Source organism: Bacteroidota bacterium, assembly GCA_016195025.1.
In the GTDB taxonomy this organism is placed as follows: domain Bacteria; phylum Bacteroidota; class Bacteroidia; order Palsa-948; family Palsa-948; genus Palsa-948.
This window is the reverse complement of record JACQAL010000072.1, coordinates 12,824-29,820: the sequence shown is the minus strand read 5'-3', so window position 1 is coordinate 29,820 and position 16,997 is coordinate 12,824. Positions and strand designations below refer to the sequence as shown.

The window sequence follows — 16,997 nt, the reverse complement described above, 5'->3', positions numbered from 1 at the left end:
CAAATGCTTTCCTTATTATAATCCCAAATCTCTCAATTACTCTATAACGAGTTTGGTTCTTTCAACTTTGTTTTCATTTCTAAGTTCAAGAAAATAAATTCCTGAAGAAAGATTTCCTCTTTCAATTGTAAATGGAAATTGATTCACATTTGAAATTTTACGAACTGCATTTCCAGTTAAATCAAAAATATTTACTGAACAGTTTTGCATTTCGGAAGAAATTGTCACAGACGAAGTGAACGGATTCGGATAGACAGAAACAGCACTTGTATTTTCTTCTTCTAAAATTGCTGTGGTTGATGAATTACATCCCATGTTAAATGGATTTCCATTCATTGTAACTGCAGTTTTAGAAGTTATATTATCGGTTGCAGTAATTCGGATAAAGCAATTTGAAGAATTCACCGAAGCCGGAACATTCCACTGGTAAATTCCATTGTTGGGTGCAGCGTTTGCAATCACTGTCCATGGCCCGGAATTTCCTGCAGTGGAATATTCAATCTTCACCGATGAAGAATGATTAGAAGGAATCGCAGAAATCCAATTAATAAATCGAACTGCATTGTTGGGCCAGCATTCTCCTCCTTTGGGATAAGTGAGCGATGCGGAAACATCTGTAGGAATTTTATCGTCTTTTATTAAAACCAGTGCATTGCCACCTGTCGTGCTGTACCAATATGCAATGTCAGGATAGCCGCTGTGATTTACATCGCCAAATGCCATATCTGCAACCTGCGCCCAATACATATTTGGAAACGGAATGGATGTCCAAAGAGTCCACGATGTTCCACCGTTTCCTTTATAGATTTCTAAATTCTTTGTATCGTAGTTTGCCGTTATCACATCGAGATACCCATCCATATCCATATCTGCCAAACGATTGATGTAGAACCATGAAGTAGTTGATGTAGGAAGCCCGGCTGAAGCATTGTCCCACGACTGTGTTACTTTATTCCATTTGTAAACATAAACTCCGCGGACTCCCGCAGCATCCCAGTTTGAAAAAATAAAATCATCATCGCCATCGTTGTCAATATCTCCAAGCGAAACATCTTCATATGGATATCCGCTTATTGAGTAAGGAAGACCGTTATCCTTATTCGTGAAAGTTCCGGTGCCGTTTCCGAAATAAGCAGCAACCAATTCATTGGAAACAACAAAATCCATATTACCGTCTCCGTCAATATCTCCAAACTTAACATACTTGCCTACAGCTCCATTCTGCGCAAATGCTGCGCTTTGCGTCCATGTTCCGTTTTGGTTATTCTTATAGATGTGCACACCGTTTCCCTGTCCGAAAGAATTGGAAGCAAGATCGAGCCAGCCATCGTTGTTGATATCTGCTAAATCTGTTCCGAACATTCCGTAGGTTTCTCCGTTCGTGGCAAGCCCGGCTCCATATGCAGACCAGTTTGTACCGCTTCCGTCTCCGATAAGTGCATCAATATATTTTCCGGAATGATGACAACTGTAAGCAATATCTTGTTTGCCGTCATTATTAATATCTCCTACTGCGCATCCGCCATAGCCAAAACCACCATTCATTGACAGAAAAAAATTTGTTCCGGTGCCGTCACCGAAATAAGTCATCACACCGTGCTGATTGGTGTTGATGTTCGGGCTGCCGTGATCTCCTATGGAAATCAAATCCAGATGACCATCCTGATCAACATCGGCAAGACGAACTTGCGTGTTACCGCCTTCGAGTGATGCGCCAAGAAAAGCGTTTGCATCAACGGTGTAATTGATTTGTGCATGCATTCCTGCATATTGCAGAAAAATAATTGAGGGAAAGAGTATTAATTTTTTCATCGTAATTTAATTTGGTTTGTTGGTGTTTGATTTCTTATTCAAAGATTCTCATAAAAGCAGAACAATCCAAATTAAAGTAGTGGATTTATTAATAACCCAAATGTACAGTTTGACTTGATTTATTACCTTTACTCTATGACGCGCGCTTCTGCCAACTATTTTGATTAAATACCTATGAAACGAAAAGAAGAACTTTTCCAACTGATTCATTCACTCAATAAGCACGAAAAACGCTTTTTCAAACTTTTCGCTTCCATTGAAGAAGGCGACCATACCTATATGAAAATTTTTGATTTGATTGACAAGCAGAAAGAATACGATGAAGAAAAAATCATTCAGCAAACAGGCATTCCCAAAAATATTTTTGCTGTTCAGAAACATTTTCTGTTCAATCTAATTCTTAGCCGCCTTGCTGTTCTTCATTCCAGCAAAGAATCTGATTTGAGATTGCTCCTTACGCAGGCAGACATTCTCTATAAAAAGGGACTTTATTTTTCTTATGAAAAATTAATCCGCAAAGCAAAAGAGCGCGCAAAACATTTTGAGATGTATGGGTTCATCCTTGAAATTCTAAGAATGGAGCATGCCAACGCCTGGCGCAAAACTGATTTGAATGAAGCGGCAAAAATAATGGAGGAAGAAAAAAAAATCCTTCTCCTCTTCAATAACCAGAAAGAATATACACATCTTGCGAATGAAATCATCACTCTTCTTTCTCTATCCGGTGAAAGCAGGAATAAAAAAGAAGCAAAACGCTTGAACTCAATCATGCGGCACCCATTCATGCAGGATGAAAAAAATGCGCTTACGTTCAATGCTTCCTACACGATGTATCACACACTTTTCACTTATAATTTCATTGATGGTAATCTCAGCAAACAATATTTATATGCGAAAAAAGCAAATGCGCTTTACGATGCACATCCCGAAAAAATAACACACAACCCTCAGCAATACCTTTACTCGCTTCACAACCTGGTAAATTCATGCAATCAGGTAAAAAAATATGAAGAAGCAAAAATTTATATTGACAAACTCCATGCAAACTCTTCTTTAATGATTTCGGAACGCGAAAAAGCATGGGCATTTTTTACGTACCATGATAATTACCTTGATTACTTTCTTAATACAGGGAAATTTGAAGAAGGAAAAAAAACAGCTGAAGCATTACTTCATGAATTGGAAGAAACAAAATTCAAGTTGGATAAGATGCATGTTTTCCTTTTGCTTTTCGATTCCGCAAAAATATTTTTCGGGGCAGGAGAACTGAAAAAATCCCTTGCCTGCATGAACCGCATTCGCACAGGAGAAGAAATCCTGGCTGCACGTTTGGATTTGCAGGCGGCCGTGCAGATTTTCTATCTTCTTCTTCACTATGAAAAAGGAAATATTGAATTACTTGAACATCTTGCTAAATCTAAACAACGGGCATTGCCTGAAGTGCAGCATTCATACAAATGCCTATCCGTGATGTATGAGTTTTTCGGAGGAATAATTCCAAAAATAGATTCAAAAACAGAATTGAAACAGGAATTGGAGAAATTAAAAAAGCAATTGCTTGAACTCAAAAAAGACAAGCACGAAAAAATTCCTCTTGACCATTTTGATTATATATCGTGGATTGAAAGCAAAATTAAAGGAAAGAATTTTTCCCTGTAACTTTATTCAATCACAATCTTCTTGGTAATAATTTCGTTTGAAACAGAAATCTTTACCATGTAAATTCCGCTTGGCTGACCAACTAAATTAATTTCAATTTTTGAATTGTTGATTTCAGATTTATAAATTCTTTCTCCCAGCATATTATAAATTTCAATCTGTGATTGCTTTGCTGTTCCCGCAATGGTGAATTGCCCGTTTGAGGGATTCGGGTAAAGGCGCAAATTTTCCGTGAGAATATTTTCAGCCACTGCATTCACACCCACACTGCAAAGACCGGTTATTTGAATTGGGGTATGCTTATCGGTAGTGGTGCCATCGCCCAACTCTCCGTAAATATTGTAGCCGCATGACCAAACGGTGCCGTCATTTTTCAGGAAGAGCGAATGAGAGCCGCCCCCTGCCACTTCCGTAATGCCGGATAATGAACTTGCCTGCACTGCAGTGTGCTGGTCGGTAGTGGTGCCATCACCCAATTGCCCGTAACCGTTTTGCCCGCAACACCAGACAGTGTTAGTGTTTTTCACAAAGAGGGAATGATACGTTCCTCCTGCAACATAAATAATTCCGCTGAGCCCGCTCGCCTGCACGGGAGTTTTGCGGTTGGTGGTGGTGCCATCGCCCAACTGCCCGAAATTATTTCTTCCGCAAGCCCACACCGCACCGCTCTTTATAAACATGGAATGCGAAGCGCCCGCAGCAATAAATGAAATTCCGCTGAGCGAAGTAATTTGTACGGGAGAATGCCGGTCGGTGTTGGTTCCATCGCCCAGCTGCCCGTAATTATTTCTTCCGCATGACCAAACAGTGCCATCGTTTTTCAGAAACAGGGATTGATATTGCCCTGCTGCCGCTGCAGTAATTCCTGTCAGGCCGCTCACCTGCACGGGAGTTTTTCGCTGAGTGGTGGTGCCATCGCCCAACTGCCCGTAGGTGTTGTCTCCGCACGACCAAACAGTGCCGTCATTTTTTACAAAGAGTGAATGCTGGTAACCGGCAGCAATAACTATTATGCCCGACACCCCGCTTACCTGCACGGAAGCATTTTTGCCCGTGTTGGTGCCATCGCCTAATTGTCCGTACGTATTATCTCCGCACGACCAAACGGTGTTGTTGCTTTTCAGAAAAAGTGAATGGTCATACACCGTTGCCACTGCAATTACGCTGGTTGCTCCGCTCGCCTGCACAGGCGTGTGTTTGTCAATGGAAGTGGCATCGCCCAACTGCCCGTAAAGATTTTGTCCGCAGGCATACGCGGTGTTGCTGGTGCAGTTGAAAAGCGAATGATAGCCGCCCGCAGCAATAAGTTGTGCGTTTGCAGAAGACGAACCAAGAAATAAAACTCCGCAAAGGATGAATGAAAGGTGTAAAGATTTTTTCATAGGGAATACATTTAATAGTTTGTATTTATTTACCTGAAAATAATTTCTTGAATTATTTCTTCGCCTGCTTCTTCATTTAACATGCCGATTATTTTTGAGCGCGCGTAAAAAAGTTCCTGCTTGAGCGGTGCCGAATCAAGCGAAAGAAAAAGTTTTTTGTTGATAATCGAAACTTCTTTGGTATGCTTTGCAATCATCTTACCCATTATTTTTTCCCATCCGCTGATTATTTTTTGCTCGGAAAGTTTTTTGCCCAGCCGCGTTGACTTCAGAAATTCATTGACCGCTTCTTTGATATTTTGTTCGTTGGTGGACATGGGCACAAATGTATAAGTTAAAAGGAATAAACAAAATCATTTTTTCAACCTTCCGATATGGCTCCTTGTTTCACTTTAAATAATTTCATTTCTGCACCCGCGCTTTTGCAAAGTTTCTGAATTCGTTCTTTGCTGGTATCGGTGATGAACACCTGCCCGAAATCATTTCCGCTGACAAGTTCAATTATTTTTTTCACGCGGTGCTCGTCCAGTTTATCGTGAATGTCATCAAGCATGAGAATGGGAATAACCTGCTTGTGTTGTTTCACAAATTCAAACTGTGCCAACTTCACCGCGAGCAAATATGATTTTTGCTGCCCCTGCGAAGAAAATTTTTTCACCGGGTACTTATCCATCCGGAATTCCCAATCATCTTTGTGAACTCCCACGGTGGAATATTCCATAATCCTGTCTTTCTCCAGCGCCTCGCTAAGCAGGGCTTCAAAATCGCCTTTATGCAATTGCGACTGGTAGGCAATTTCCACTTTTTCTTTTCCACCAGAAATGAACTCATACTGTTTGTTGAAGATGGGTTCAAATTCAGCCGAAAATTCTTTTCTCTTGGCGTAAATTTTATTTCCAAGTTCCACCAACTGCACATCCCAGATTTTCAGCGACTCGTTGTCAAACTTTCCGCTTTTCGAAAATTGTTTCAACTGCGCGTTGCGCTGCAGCAAAACTTTGGAATAAGCAATAATGTTTTCAAGATACGCGCGGTCATATTGAGAAATAATGCTGTCGGAAAATTTTCTGCGCACTTCACTTCCTTCAAGAATCAGTTCCACATCGGAAGGAGAAGTCATTACTGCCGGAAACATTCCGATGTGGTCGGCAAAACGGGCAACTTCTTTTTTATTCAACTTGATTTGCTTGCGCTCGCCTTTTTTCTGCGCGCAATACACTTCGTCTTCTTTTCCATCCTGAAAAAAATTCCCCTGTATCACAAACAGGGGCGCATCGTGAAAAATATTCTGCGAATCAATGGGATTAAAATAACTTTTTGTGAAGGAAAGATAATGAATGGCGTCCAGCAGATTTGTTTTTCCTTCCCCGTTATTTCCCGCAATGCAGTTGAACCGCGGAGAAAAATTCAACTCGGCATGCGCGTAATTTTTAAAACTCACGAGTGAAAGTTTATGGAGAACCAGCGGCTGCATTGCTACGAAAATACAAATCTAATCATGTCTTCTGCTTAAAACTTCCGTTACAAAATAATTCTATCTTTGCCACTCTTTTAAGAAAAAATTTCATGGCAGAAAAAGAAGAACCCGCTATTGATGTGCAGGAAACCATCAGCAAGGCGGAACGCTACATAGAAGAAAATAAAAAAAGTTTGTCAATTATTGGCGGAGCCATTGCGGTGCTGGTGGGCGGATATTTTGCATGGACAAAACTTTACATCGGCCCCATGGAAGAAGAAGCCGAAGGACAAATGTACATGGCGGAAAAATATTTTGAAAAAGATTCGCTCGACAAAGCCATTAACGGTGACGGACAATTTCTCGGCTTCAAGGAAATTACCGACCAGTACGGCTTAACAACTTCCGGCAATCTTGCTCATTTATACCTTGGGTTGTGTTATTTACACAAAGGAAAATATGAAGATGCCATCAGCGAACTGAAAGCGTATGACGGAAAAGATATGATGCTTGCTCCCATTTCTATTGGCGCGCAAGGCGATGCGTATGCCGAACTCGGAAAAACCGATGATGCGATAAACCAGTATCTGAAAGCGGCAAAAGAAAATGAAAATAATTTCACCACTCCCGTTTACCTGATGAAAGCAGCCACCCTTTACGAAACGCAGGGAAAATATAAGGAAGCGCTTCAACTCTATGAGCAGTTGAAATCTGATTTCGCGGAAGCGCGCGAAGGCAGAGAGGTGGAAAAATATATTTCACGCGCGAAAATAAAAGCAGGGATCGCTGAATAATTTTCTCATGTCTTCTTCATCAAAGAGAAAAAATTTTTTCAAAAAAAATTTATTGCTCACTCCCGGTAAAATTAAAATCGGCATTGCTGTTTCCGAATGGCATCCTGAAGTAACCGAAGAACTTTATGCAGGCGCAGAAAAATTTCTCCTTGAGAATGGCATTGCAAAAAAAAATATCCTGCGGAAAAATTCTCCCGGAAGTTTTGAGTTGCCGCTCACCGCGCAATTCCTTCTGAAAAAAAAATGCGATGCAGTAATTTGTCTCGGCTGCGTTATAAAAGGCGAAACCGACCATTATCATTATATCTGCAAAACCGTTTCGCAGGGAATCATGAATGTTTCGCTTGCAGCAAATAAACCGGTTTCCTTCGGTGTGCTTACTACCGATACTCTTGAGCAGGCATTGAACCGCGCAGGAGGAAAATTCGGGAACAAAGGAGAAGAGGCAGCAGAAGCGGTGCTGAAGATGCTTTCTTAAAAATTCACTGCTAATCTTTTTTCTTAAATTCGCTCCCGTTTTTGAATGCAGAAATTATTGTGCAGAGGAAAACTGCCGCAAAAAATTTCGGAGGGTTGGCCGAGTGGTTGAAGGCACCGGTTTGCTAAACCGGCATACGGTTGAAAAGCCGTATCGGGGGTTCGAATCCCCCATCCTCCGCATGTCCGGAAATTCCGTTACAAAAAATCCTCTTAACATTGTTGTCATCGTTGCCGCGCTCGGCTACTTCGTGGATATTTATGATTTGATTCTCTTCAGCATTGTGCGCGTTCCCAGTTTGGCGGAAATCGGAATTGCACAGGAGAAAATCAAGGACTCCGGAATTTTTCTCATCAACATGCAAATGATCGGAATGCTGCTTGGCGGAATCGTGTGGGGAATTCTCGGAGATAAAAAAGGAAGATTGTCCGCGCTGTTTCTCACCATTCTCCTCTACTCGCTCGCAAACATTGCAAACGGTTTTGTTCACACCTTTCAGCAATATGCATGGCTGCGCGTGATTGCCGGATTCGGATTAGCCGGAGAATTAGGAGTAGGAATCACGCTGGTTTCAGAAGTAATGTCGAAAGAAACACGCGGATGGGGAACGAGCATTGTATCGGGAGTTGGAATTGCAGGCGCAGTGCTTGCATTCACAGTAGCAGAATGGGGCTGGCGCGAAGCATACTGGGCTGGCGGGGTTTTAGGATTGCTGCTTCTCGGATTAAGAATTTATGTTCACGAATCAGGAATGTTTGACAAAGTGAAAGAATCAAAAGCAAGCCGCGGAAATTTTTTTTCCATCTTCCGCACGCGCGAAAAATTTTTCAAATATCTTTTCTGCATTCTCATAGGGCTTCCTGTTTGGTATGTCATCGGGATTCTCGTAACATTTTCAAAAGAGTTCGGAGAATATCTCGGCATTGCTGAAAAAATAAATCCCGGAAGAGCCATCATGTATCATTACATTGGCGCAGCGCTCGGAAGTTTGATTACCGGCTTCATAAGTCAATGGCTGAAGTCAAGAAAAAAATCCATTCTCATCGCGCTTATTACTCTTACAATTTCCATGGTTGGATATTTTTATTCGTTTGGCGCAAGCGCAAATTTCTTTTACCTCATCATTTTCATTCTCGGATTAGCGCAGGGATATTGGGCAATGTTCGTCACCGTTGCTTCGGAACAATTCGGAACGAACATTCGTTCTACAGTCACCACCACCGCTCCGAATTTTGTTCGCGGATCGCTTGTGCTCATGACGCTGGCTTGGAATTCTATCGCTGCCTCTTTGGGAATCTGGAATTCTGCTCTTATCGTTGCAGGAGTTGTAATGTCGCTCGCTTTCTTTTCTCTTTTCAATCTGAAAGAAACGTACGGAAAAGAACTTGACTATATAGAAGTGGAATGAAAAAAACTGTAGTCATAGGTGCTTCAGAAAATCACGAACGGTTTTCCAACCGCGCTGTGCGCATGCTTCACTACAATCATATTCCGGTGGTGGCAATTGGTTTGAAAGAAGGAGAAATTATGGGAATAAAAATTCAAACCGGCTTTCCGAAAATTGAAAATGTGGATACGATTACGCTTTATGTCGGAGCGAAAAATCAACCGCACTATTACGATTATATTCTTTCGCTGAAACCGGAAAGAATTATTTTTAATCCGGGAACAGAAAATCCGGAGTTGGAAGAAAAAGCGCGCAAGGCAGGAATTGAAGTGCTCGAAGCGTGCACGCTCACCATGCTTTCTGTCGGCACATATAAATAAAAAAGTCCGGACATTTCTGTACGGACTTTTTTACAATCGAAAAAAGAATTAGTTCTTTTTAGGAGCTTCTTTCTTTTCTTCTTTCTTTGCTTCTTTTTTCTCAGCAGGAACTTTCTTCGCTTCTTTCTTTGCTGTGTCTTTCTTCATTTCAGTTTTTGGTTTTGCTTCAGATTTTTTTTCACCTGATTGCTGTGCAAGAACTGTTGTCATTGAAAATGCAACGAGTGCTGCAAATAAAACTACTTTTTTCATTTTGTTGTGTTTTAGTTGTTGAACTTTTTGTTTTTCACACGCAGGATTTTCCTTTGTGTTTACTGAACAAATGTATGACTATGCTGTGAAGGAATTATGAAGGTGGAAAAGAATTTCAATGAAGATAAGATGAAGTATTCTTCACGATGGAAAAATCAATTTAAAAACAGTTCCTTTTCCTTCGGAAGAACTGATAGTAATCATAATGTTATGAAAATCGGCAATGGCTTTTACAATCGGAAGCCCAAGCCCGTGGCTTTCTTCATCGGTAAATTTCATTTTCTTGAAACGGTCAAACAGCATTTTAATTTTTTCCTGCGGAATTCCGATGCCGCTGTCTTCAACTTCAATAATAAATTTTTTATTTTCAAAAAATGTACGGATAAAAATTCTTCCGTGCGTAACATTATACCTTATTGCATTATTAATCAGATTAAATAAAAGAGTGAAGAGCAAACTTTTATTTCCCTGAATTACAAAATCGGTTTCTGCTTTTACATCCACATTTAATTTTTTCTCTTCGAAGCGTTCATCAATTTCCTCCAGCACATCTGCAACAAGGTATTTCATATTCACTGCATCTTCTTTCAAATATTGTTCGTGTTCTATTTTTGAAATCATCAGCAGCGCGTTGATTATTTTTTTCAGGCGCGTTAATGTTTTCTGCGATTCAATAACTTTCAGCGCAACATTTTCTGAAATATTCTGGTCTGATAAAATATTTTCAAGGCGGCTTTGCAGGAGAGAAATAGGGGTCAATAGTTCATGCGAAACATGACTGGTAAAATCTTTCTCGCGCAGAAAAGCATAATTAATTTTCTCCATCATTTCATGAATTGTTTTTTCAAGAATTCTAAAATCGTCTGTAGTGGTTTTAATTTCCCTGAAATCAAAATCCGTTGGATTGCTGATGGGTTTCAATTTTTTTTCAATAATGGTTTTAAACGGGCGAAGAAAATAATTTGTAAACGTAATATCCGTTATCACAGTAATTATCAAAATAGCTATGAGAATATATAAAGCAAACTTTTTAATGGTATTATCTAATTGATTTATGTTCGACAAACTCTTTCCTATTTCCAGAAGATATTTTTTATTCTCCTTCAGAAAAACAGAACTCAGCACGCGGTAATCCACTATCACATTTTCAATATTCCGTTCATCATTATTAATCTTGTCAGAAATTTTTGTTGAATCAGAAATCGGTTCAAGAGAAATATATTCTTCTTTCAAAATATTGTAACTCGCAAAACTGCTGTCGCTTTCCGTGCGGATAAAATTATTTATTCCCACTTTATCAATAATTCCTATTACTCTTTTTTGCATTACAACCAGGCGCTTATCGGTGAGGTCAAGCACAACTTTTCTCACCATGAAGGGAACAAGAAAAACAATGGCAATAAAAATTAATAGTTTGGAAGCCGTGTTGACAAGTGTGAGTTTATTGTTGAGTTTCATTATATCAGGCGTTAACGCGATAACCGATTCCGCGGACTGTTTCGAGCCAATCAGCAGAAGCGTGTGCTGCTAATTTTTTCCGGAGATTTTTTATATGCACGTCCACATAGTTGGAATCGTAATCCTCTTCGAGCACATCACCCCAAATGTGTTCGGTAAGTTGGTTGCGCGTAAGCACGCGGTTTTTATGAAGCACAAGATAAACGAGAATGTCAAATTCTTTTTTCGTGAGAGCAATTTCTTTTGCTCCTTGAAGAACGGAACGCTTTTGAATATCTATGGTGAAATCAAAAACTTTAATGAGATTTTTTTTCAGCCCGTGTTTTCTCCGCGTAATCGCCTGCATGCGCGAAAGCAATTCCAGAAGTGAAAACGGTTTTGCCAGATAATCATCCGCTCCAAGATTCAATCCTTTTATTTTATCATCCACCGCACCGCGCGCAGTCAAAATTATAAAAGCCGATTCACGGTTTGCTTCACGGGCTTCCTTTAGAAGATTTAATCCTTCATAATCCGGCAAACCCAAATCAAGCAAAACAAAATCATAGTTGTTTACAAAAATTTTTTCGGATGCCTCCTTGCCCGTGTAGGCGCTTTCGCATAAAAAATTTTCTTTCTCCAGAAAAGATTTTATCTCTGCCGAAAGCCCTTTTTCATCTTCCACTATGAGAACATTCATAAAATTTATTTTATAGATTCAATTGAACGAAGAATTATTTCGCATGCAAGTTTAATCTCTTTTTCCGAAATTATGATAGGAGGCGCAATGCGCATCGCATCCGCGCGAAAAAGAAACCAGTCGGTGATGACACCATTCTCAATACATTTTGAAATTATTTTTTTATTTTCTTTTTCACTGGAAAACTGAATTGCTAAAAGCAATCCTTCTCCCCGTATCTCTTTTATGCGCGAATGTTTGAGAAGTTTTCTGAACAATTTATTTTTTTTCTCAGCAGAAAGAAATAATTTTTTTGAAACAATTTCTTTCATGGAAGCAATTCCCGCAGCGCAACTCAGCGGATGACCGCCAAAAGTTGTAATGTGCCCGAGCACCGGTTCGTACGAAAGCGTTGACATAATTTTTTTAGAAGAGATGAATGCGCCCATCGGCATTCCACCTCCAAGTGCTTTTGCAAGGCAAAGAATATCCGGGACAACTTTATATTTTTCAAACGCAAAAAGTTTTCCGGTTCTTCCCATTCCGGTTTGAATTTCATCAAAGATTAATAATGCTCCGGCATCACCGCATTTGTCCCGAAGTTTTTCCAGAAAATTTTTTTGCGGTAAAATAATTCCTGCTTCTCCCTGAATGGGTTCAACAATTACGCAGGCAGTTTTAGAACTTATCAGCGCTAAATCTTTTTCATTGTTAAATTCCAGAAAGCGGATATCCGGAAGCAGCGGGCGAAATGCCTGCTTGAACATTTCATTTCCCATCACGCTCAACGCTCCGTGCGTGCTGCCATGATAAGAATTTTTGAATGCAATGATTTCAGTTCTTCCCGTAAAACGTTTTGCAAGTTTCAGTGCGCCTTCAACCGCTTCCGCACCGGAGGAAGTGAAATAAACATTATCTAAATTTTTAGGTCCGCTGGAAGACGGACTCCGTAACTTCGTTCGGAGAAGATATTTTACAAGAAGATTTGCATATTCCACCTGCGGGGAAACAATAAATTCTCCATAGACCATTACATATTTATGCTTATCGAGTTGCTTTTTTATCGCGCTGACAATTTTTGAATTGCCATGCCCTAAATTGCTAACCGATATTCCTGAAATCAAATCGAAATATTTTTTTCCATCAGCTCCATAGATATAAATTCCGTTTGCAGATTTTATTTCAAGCGCAGGCGGAGAAAGAGATGTCTGCGCGATATGATTAAAAAATATTTCCCGGTTGGTCATCGCAAAATCTTTTTAAGAACTTTCAAAATCTTTTTTCCAATTACAAATCCTTTTCGCATAATAGGCGCGGCTTTTTCTGCCAATGGAACCGCTTGTCCTGCCAGATTGCTTATGCCTTTCACTACGGCATTTCTGTTTTCTTCTCTTTTATACGCATCTTTCACAATGGGCGCAGCCACTGCGGCAATATTTTTCGCTCCGGAAATAATAGAATTATTTTCTGCCACACGCTGCGAAAAACATTTTCCGGAATAAAAAAAGAACAACCATGCGAGAAAAAAACATAAAACTATCTTTGCATGATTTTTCACGGTAAAACTATTTTCAAATTTACTAATAATAATACAATGACTGATTGGATTGAAGATTGGTTTGGCTCGGAATATTATGCACTTCTTTACAAACACAGGGATTGTGAAGAGGCAAAATTATTTCTCGATACTCTTATTTCATTTCTAAAAATTGCTTCCTCCGCAAAAATTATGGATTGCGGCTGCGGAAGAGGAAGGCATTCGGTTTATCTGAATGAAAAAAAAATTGAGGAGGTTACCGGAATTGATTTATGCGAAAAAAATATTTTAGAAGCAAAAAAATCGGAAAGAAAAAATTTAAATTTCTATACACACGACATCAGAAATCTTTTCCGAATAAATTATTATGATGTGGCATTAAACTTATTTACAAGTTTCGGATATTTTGAAAATGATTATGAAAATAATAAAATGCTGAAATCAATTTCTGCTGCTCTGAAAAAAGACGGATTATTTGTATTTGATTTTATGAATTACAAAAGAGAAATTCAACAATTAGTTCCTGAAACAACTTTCAACTGCAGTAATGTAAACTTTAAAATAAAAAAATCACTTCGGGGAAAAATGATTGTGAAGGAAATTGAAATCACTGATAAAGGCAAAAAATATTTTTTCTCTGAAAAAGTCCGCGCTTATGAAAAAACAGAATTAGAAAAACTTTTTGAAGCAAATAAACTTACGGTTATAAATTTCTTTGGCGATTATAAACTGAATGCCTTTGACGAAAAAAAATCGGAGCGGCTAATTTTGATAGCCAAAAAAATTATTTGAGCGATTCCAACGTTTTTTTAATTCCTTCAAAGTTGGGATAATCTCCTGGGGCAGGAAGAACTTCTGCAAAACGAATCGTTCCCTCTTTGTCAATCACAAACGAAGCGCGCTTGGCAACTCCTTTCAATCCCACAGAAAAATTTTCATTGCGCACATCATAGGCAGAAATCGCTTCTTTATTAAAATCGGAAAGCAGCGGAAATTTAATTCCATTTACTTCGCGGAATTTTCCCAATGAAAAAGGCATGTCAACCGAAATGCCGTACACGTTTGCATTCAGCCCACTGTAATACGAAAGGTCGCTGGTGGTTTCGCACATTTCTTTGGTGCAAACTCCGGTGAATGCCGCTGGAAAAAAAAGCAAGACAACATTTTTTCCTTTCAGTGCTTCGAGCGAGTGCATGTTTTTATCCTGGTCAGGAAGATTGAAGTTGGGCGCTTTTTGTCCGATTGTGATTGGCATAAAAAATATTTTAAAGTTGTGAATTTCTTTTCTGAAGGACGAATGTAAAAAATTTATCTTTGCCTCCAACTTTTAAAAACATTACCCATGAGAAAATATCTTGTAGAATTTATCGGAACATTTTTCCTTGTTTTCACTATTTGTTTTTCGGGCGGAAATTTTCTTGCTCCCATCGGCATTGGCGCTGTACTGATGGTAATGGTATACATGGGCGGGCACATTTCTGGCGCGCATTATAATCCTTCCGTTACACTTGCCATTTTGCTTCGCGGAAAAATAGGAGTGAAAGATTCCCTTATATATATGCTAATCCAATTCATCGCGGCATTTTGTGCAGCGCTAATTTTCTTTCTTGTCTGGGGAAAAAGTATTGGCGGGCCAAAACCAAATCCCGATATAAATATTCTCAAGCCGCTTGCCTGCGAAATAATTTTTTCTTTTGCGCTTTCTTTAGTTGTGCTTTCTGTCGCCACTTCAAAAAAAACCGAAGGCAATCATTACTACGGGCTCGCTATCGGTTCCACAGTTCTGGCAGGAGCAATTACTGTTGGAGATATTTCAGGAGGAGCATTTAATCCTGCCGTTGGAACAGGACCGATTCTCGTTGACACTTTCTTCGGAACATGCCCTTGCCATCCAATTCAACATCTTTGGCTTTATCTCGTGGGACCATTTGTTGGCGGAGCAACAGCGTCACTTGCTTATAGAATCATTAATCCTGACGAGTTCGCTTCTTAATTTTCTTTCATGCAAAACATTACTGTAATCGGAAGTGGAACAATGGGCAACGGCATTGCTCACACCTTTGCGCAATTCGGATATAAAGTTTCGCTGGTGGATATCAAACAGGAATTTTTGGATAAAGCAATTGCAACTATCACAAGAAATATTGACAGGCAAGTCGCTAAAGGAAGTTTAACCGAAGAACAAAAAAAAATTACGATCGGAAATATTTCCACTTACATTAAATTAGAAGATGGCGCGAAGAATGCTGATTTAGTAGTGGAAGCCGCTACAGAAAATACGGAACTTAAATTAAATATTTTCAAACAACTCGATTCCATTTGCAAACCGGAAACGATTCTTGCGAGCAATACTTCATCCATTTCAATTACTAAAATTGCTTCCGTTACCCAGCGCACAGACAAAGTAATCGGAATGCATTTCATGAACCCTGTTCCGTTGATGAAACTGGTGGAAGTAATTCGCGGAAAAGAAACTTCTGATGCAATTACAAAAACAATCATGGATATTTCTGTGAAACTCAAAAAAGTTCCGGTAGAAGTAAATGATGCGCCAGGTTTTGTTGCAAACCGGATTTTAATGCCCATGATTAACGAAGCCATTTATACTTTGCACGAAGGCGTTTCAGGTGTTGAAGAAATTGACACGGTGATGAAACTTGGAATGGCTCACCCGATGGGTCCGCTTCAACTGGCAGATTTCATCGGGCTGGATGTTTGCCTTTCTATTATGAAAGTTCTTTACGAAGGATTTCAAAATCCGAAATACACGCCTTGCCCTCTTCTTGAAAACATGGTGGCATCGGGAAATCTTGGAATAAAATCCGGAAAAGGTTTTTACGAATACGCTGCAGGAAGCAAGGAATTAAAAGTGGCGAAACGGTTCAGGAAAAAATAATCAGAAAGCCCTTTTCGTATTTTTCGTACAAATTCGTTTTTCGAAGATTTAAACTTCACCGTCTTGAATTTGTTGAATGAGTTCTTCAATTAATTTATCTTCTCCTTTTGACGGGTCGTATTTCCATTTGAGATTGTTGCCCCAGAGCAAAGAAAAAGATTGCCAAACAAAAGCCGAAAAAGTTCCGCGATAATCGTGAATTACTTTATAAGTTGTTTTTCCTGTTTCGCGGTCAATCAGGCGAATTAAAATTCTTCCCTGATTCATAGTGAGATTTTTCAAATCACTTTCAAACTGTTCTTTTAATTCTCTCTCCGTTTTTTTCAGATAAGGTGTGCGTTCTTTTTCATTCATGTTCGCAAGAATGGCATCGTACTCTTTCAGTTTTACAGAAGCAAGAATGGCATACGGATATGCTTTCTTCACATCGCGTTTAAGTTTCAGGTATGCTTGTTTTTCTTTTTCACTTCTGAAAACACGCGCGGCAATTACGGGAAATTCCTGAATTGTTATAGTGGGTAAAGTTTCTCCGTTATAAGCAAGAGTAGGAAGAAGAATTTTATTTTCATATGCCGGCTGAGGAACTATTGTTTTATTGTTTGAATCTTTTTTTCTTTTGGTTTGAGCAAAAGTTCCAAAAGGAATATATATAAGTAAAAGTAAAAGAGTATATGTTTTACGAAAAACTGCCATGATTTATATAAACTTTCAACAATTATGCCATTCTATAACGAACCAAAAGCTGAATTGTTTCATCAAAGGTAACTATTCGTTATTAATCTGCAAAAAACTTTATTAAATGAATGCTGTAACTTTTCTCTTTTACAAGTCGTCATACTCCCAAATCA

19 protein-coding genes and 1 tRNA gene are annotated in these 16,997 nt (G+C 39.3%); 9 read left to right on the top strand and 11 right to left on the bottom strand.

Annotation, left to right across the window (positions count from 1 at the left end; genetic code table 11):
- Nucleotides 1-36 precede the first annotated feature (36 nt).
- Nucleotides 37-1,812, bottom strand: a complete 1,776-nt coding sequence (locus tag HY063_13905) for a T9SS type A sorting domain-containing protein (GenBank protein ID MBI3502880.1) — start codon at nucleotides 1,810-1,812, stop codon at nucleotides 37-39.
- 174 nt (nucleotides 1,813-1,986) lie between these two features.
- Here HY063_13905 and HY063_13900 point away from each other — a divergent pair, with 174 nt between their 5' ends.
- A complete protein-coding gene (locus HY063_13900) occupies nucleotides 1,987-3,471 on the top strand; it encodes a hypothetical protein (GenBank protein ID MBI3502879.1) in 1,485 nt (494 codons plus the stop codon).
- 2 nt (nucleotides 3,472-3,473) lie between these two features.
- On the opposite strand, the gene HY063_13895 is transcribed toward HY063_13900, so the two are convergent.
- The 3 genes from HY063_13895 to HY063_13885 are packed head-to-tail and all read right to left on the bottom strand — an operon-like array spanning nucleotide 3,474 to nucleotide 6,318.
- The gene (locus tag HY063_13895) at nucleotides 3,474-4,853 is read right to left on the bottom strand and encodes a T9SS type A sorting domain-containing protein (GenBank protein MBI3502878.1); all 1,380 of its coding nucleotides are present in this window, start codon (nucleotides 4,851-4,853) and stop codon (nucleotides 3,474-3,476) included.
- A 29-nt stretch (nucleotides 4,854-4,882) separates the two neighbouring features.
- Nucleotides 4,883-5,170 (bottom strand): DUF721 domain-containing protein, encoded by a 288-nt coding sequence (locus HY063_13890; GenBank protein ID MBI3502877.1) that lies wholly within the window; start codon nucleotides 5,168-5,170, stop codon nucleotides 4,883-4,885.
- Between the two features lie 44 nt (nucleotides 5,171-5,214).
- Nucleotides 5,215-6,318, bottom strand: coding sequence for a DNA replication/repair protein RecF (locus tag HY063_13885; protein ID MBI3502876.1), 1,104 nt, complete (start codon nucleotides 6,316-6,318; stop codon nucleotides 5,215-5,217).
- A gap of 101 nt (nucleotides 6,319-6,419) precedes the next feature.
- On the opposite strand from HY063_13885, the gene HY063_13880 reads away from it, so the two are divergent.
- From HY063_13880 to HY063_13860, 5 genes are all read left to right on the top strand, one after another.
- Nucleotides 6,420-7,103: a tetratricopeptide repeat protein gene (locus HY063_13880; protein ID MBI3502875.1), complete on the top strand. Its 684-nt coding sequence runs from the start codon at nucleotides 6,420-6,422 to the stop codon at nucleotides 7,101-7,103.
- A gap of 7 nt (nucleotides 7,104-7,110) precedes the next feature.
- Nucleotides 7,111-7,581: a 6,7-dimethyl-8-ribityllumazine synthase gene (locus HY063_13875; GenBank protein ID MBI3502874.1), complete on the top strand. Its 471-nt coding sequence runs from the start codon at nucleotides 7,111-7,113 to the stop codon at nucleotides 7,579-7,581.
- Nucleotides 7,582-7,670: 89 nt separating this feature from the next.
- Nucleotides 7,671-7,761, top strand: a tRNA-Ser gene (locus HY063_13870).
- Between the two features lies 1 nt (nucleotide 7,762).
- Nucleotides 7,763-8,989 carry an MFS transporter gene (locus HY063_13865; GenBank protein MBI3502873.1) on the top strand — a complete coding sequence of 409 codons (1,227 nt, stop codon included), beginning with the start codon at nucleotides 7,763-7,765 and terminating at the stop codon, nucleotides 8,987-8,989.
- Complete coding sequence (locus HY063_13860) at nucleotides 8,986-9,348, top strand: CoA-binding protein (protein ID MBI3502872.1); 363 nt, start codon at nucleotides 8,986-8,988, stop codon at nucleotides 9,346-9,348. Before HY063_13865 ends, HY063_13860 begins: the two co-directional genes overlap by 4 nt.
- A gap of 48 nt (nucleotides 9,349-9,396) precedes the next feature.
- Here the strand turns inward: HY063_13860 and HY063_13855 are convergent, their stop codons facing one another.
- The 5 genes from HY063_13855 to HY063_13835 form a co-directional block, all read right to left on the bottom strand.
- Nucleotides 9,397-9,600, bottom strand: coding sequence for a hypothetical protein (locus tag HY063_13855; GenBank protein MBI3502871.1), 204 nt, complete (start codon nucleotides 9,598-9,600; stop codon nucleotides 9,397-9,399).
- Nucleotides 9,601-9,741: 141 nt separating this feature from the next.
- Nucleotides 9,742-11,058, bottom strand: a complete 1,317-nt coding sequence (locus tag HY063_13850) for a HAMP domain-containing histidine kinase (GenBank protein ID MBI3502870.1) — start codon at nucleotides 11,056-11,058, stop codon at nucleotides 9,742-9,744.
- Nucleotides 11,059-11,062: 4 nt separating this feature from the next.
- A complete protein-coding gene (locus HY063_13845; GenBank protein MBI3502869.1) occupies nucleotides 11,063-11,737 on the bottom strand; it encodes a response regulator transcription factor in 675 nt (224 codons plus the stop codon).
- A 5-nt stretch (nucleotides 11,738-11,742) separates the two neighbouring features.
- Entirely contained in the window at nucleotides 11,743-12,963 is a 1,221-nt protein-coding gene (locus HY063_13840) for an aspartate aminotransferase family protein (protein MBI3502868.1), read from the bottom strand.
- The gene (locus tag HY063_13835; protein MBI3502867.1) at nucleotides 12,960-13,274 is read right to left on the bottom strand and encodes a hypothetical protein; all 315 of its coding nucleotides are present in this window, start codon (nucleotides 13,272-13,274) and stop codon (nucleotides 12,960-12,962) included. Before HY063_13835 ends, HY063_13840 begins: the two co-directional genes overlap by 4 nt.
- Between HY063_13835 and HY063_13830 the strand changes: the two genes are divergently transcribed.
- Entirely contained in the window at nucleotides 13,263-14,045 is a 783-nt protein-coding gene (locus tag HY063_13830) for a class I SAM-dependent methyltransferase (protein MBI3502866.1), read from the top strand. The genes HY063_13835 and HY063_13830 overlap by 12 nt on opposite strands.
- On the opposite strand, the gene HY063_13825 is transcribed toward HY063_13830, so the two are convergent.
- Entirely contained in the window at nucleotides 14,038-14,508 is a 471-nt protein-coding gene (locus HY063_13825; GenBank protein MBI3502865.1) for a redoxin domain-containing protein, read from the bottom strand. The two genes, HY063_13830 and HY063_13825, sit on opposite strands and share 8 nt — an antisense overlap.
- 87 nt (nucleotides 14,509-14,595) lie before the next feature.
- Between HY063_13825 and HY063_13820 the strand changes: the two genes are divergently transcribed.
- The gene (locus tag HY063_13820) at nucleotides 14,596-15,246 is read left to right on the top strand and encodes an aquaporin (GenBank protein ID MBI3502864.1); all 651 of its coding nucleotides are present in this window, start codon (nucleotides 14,596-14,598) and stop codon (nucleotides 15,244-15,246) included.
- Between the two features lie 9 nt (nucleotides 15,247-15,255).
- A complete protein-coding gene (locus HY063_13815) occupies nucleotides 15,256-16,149 on the top strand; it encodes a 3-hydroxybutyryl-CoA dehydrogenase (protein MBI3502863.1) in 894 nt (297 codons plus the stop codon).
- A gap of 48 nt (nucleotides 16,150-16,197) precedes the next feature.
- On the opposite strand, the gene HY063_13810 is transcribed toward HY063_13815, so the two are convergent.
- Nucleotides 16,198-16,842, bottom strand: coding sequence for a DUF4294 domain-containing protein (locus HY063_13810; GenBank protein MBI3502862.1), 645 nt, complete (start codon nucleotides 16,840-16,842; stop codon nucleotides 16,198-16,200).
- Nucleotides 16,843-16,997 lie beyond the last annotated feature (155 nt).

Bases quoted from the DNA above. Each gene is read 5' to 3' on its own strand.
- HY063_13905 (MBI3502880.1), bottom strand. From the start codon at position 1,812: ATGAAAAAATTAATACTCTTTCCCTCAATTATTTTTCTGCAATATGCA.
- HY063_13900 (MBI3502879.1), top strand. From the start codon at position 1,987: ATGAAACGAAAAGAAGAACTTTTCCAACTGATTCATTCACTCAATAAG.
- HY063_13895 (MBI3502878.1), bottom strand. From the start codon at position 4,853: ATGAAAAAATCTTTACACCTTTCATTCATCCTTTGCGGAGTTTTATTT.
- HY063_13890 (MBI3502877.1), bottom strand. From the start codon at position 5,170: ATGTCCACCAACGAACAAAATATCAAAGAAGCGGTCAATGAATTTCTG.
- HY063_13880 (MBI3502875.1), top strand. From the start codon at position 6,420: ATGGCAGAAAAAGAAGAACCCGCTATTGATGTGCAGGAAACCATCAGC.
- HY063_13875 (MBI3502874.1), top strand. From the start codon at position 7,111: ATGTCTTCTTCATCAAAGAGAAAAAATTTTTTCAAAAAAAATTTATTG.
- HY063_13865 (MBI3502873.1), top strand. From the start codon at position 7,763: ATGTCCGGAAATTCCGTTACAAAAAATCCTCTTAACATTGTTGTCATC.
- HY063_13860 (MBI3502872.1), top strand. From the start codon at position 8,986: ATGAAAAAAACTGTAGTCATAGGTGCTTCAGAAAATCACGAACGGTTT.
- HY063_13855 (MBI3502871.1), bottom strand. From the start codon at position 9,600: ATGAAAAAAGTAGTTTTATTTGCAGCACTCGTTGCATTTTCAATGACA.
- HY063_13850 (MBI3502870.1), bottom strand. From the start codon at position 11,058: ATGAAACTCAACAATAAACTCACACTTGTCAACACGGCTTCCAAACTA.
- HY063_13845 (MBI3502869.1), bottom strand. From the start codon at position 11,737: ATGAATGTTCTCATAGTGGAAGATGAAAAAGGGCTTTCGGCAGAGATA.
- HY063_13840 (MBI3502868.1), bottom strand. From the start codon at position 12,963: ATGACCAACCGGGAAATATTTTTTAATCATATCGCGCAGACATCTCTT.
- HY063_13830 (MBI3502866.1), top strand. From the start codon at position 13,263: ATGATTTTTCACGGTAAAACTATTTTCAAATTTACTAATAATAATACA.
- HY063_13825 (MBI3502865.1), bottom strand. From the start codon at position 14,508: ATGCCAATCACAATCGGACAAAAAGCGCCCAACTTCAATCTTCCTGAC.
- HY063_13820 (MBI3502864.1), top strand. From the start codon at position 14,596: ATGAGAAAATATCTTGTAGAATTTATCGGAACATTTTTCCTTGTTTTC.
- HY063_13815 (MBI3502863.1), top strand. From the start codon at position 15,256: ATGCAAAACATTACTGTAATCGGAAGTGGAACAATGGGCAACGGCATT.
- HY063_13810 (MBI3502862.1), bottom strand. From the start codon at position 16,842: ATGGCAGTTTTTCGTAAAACATATACTCTTTTACTTTTACTTATATAT.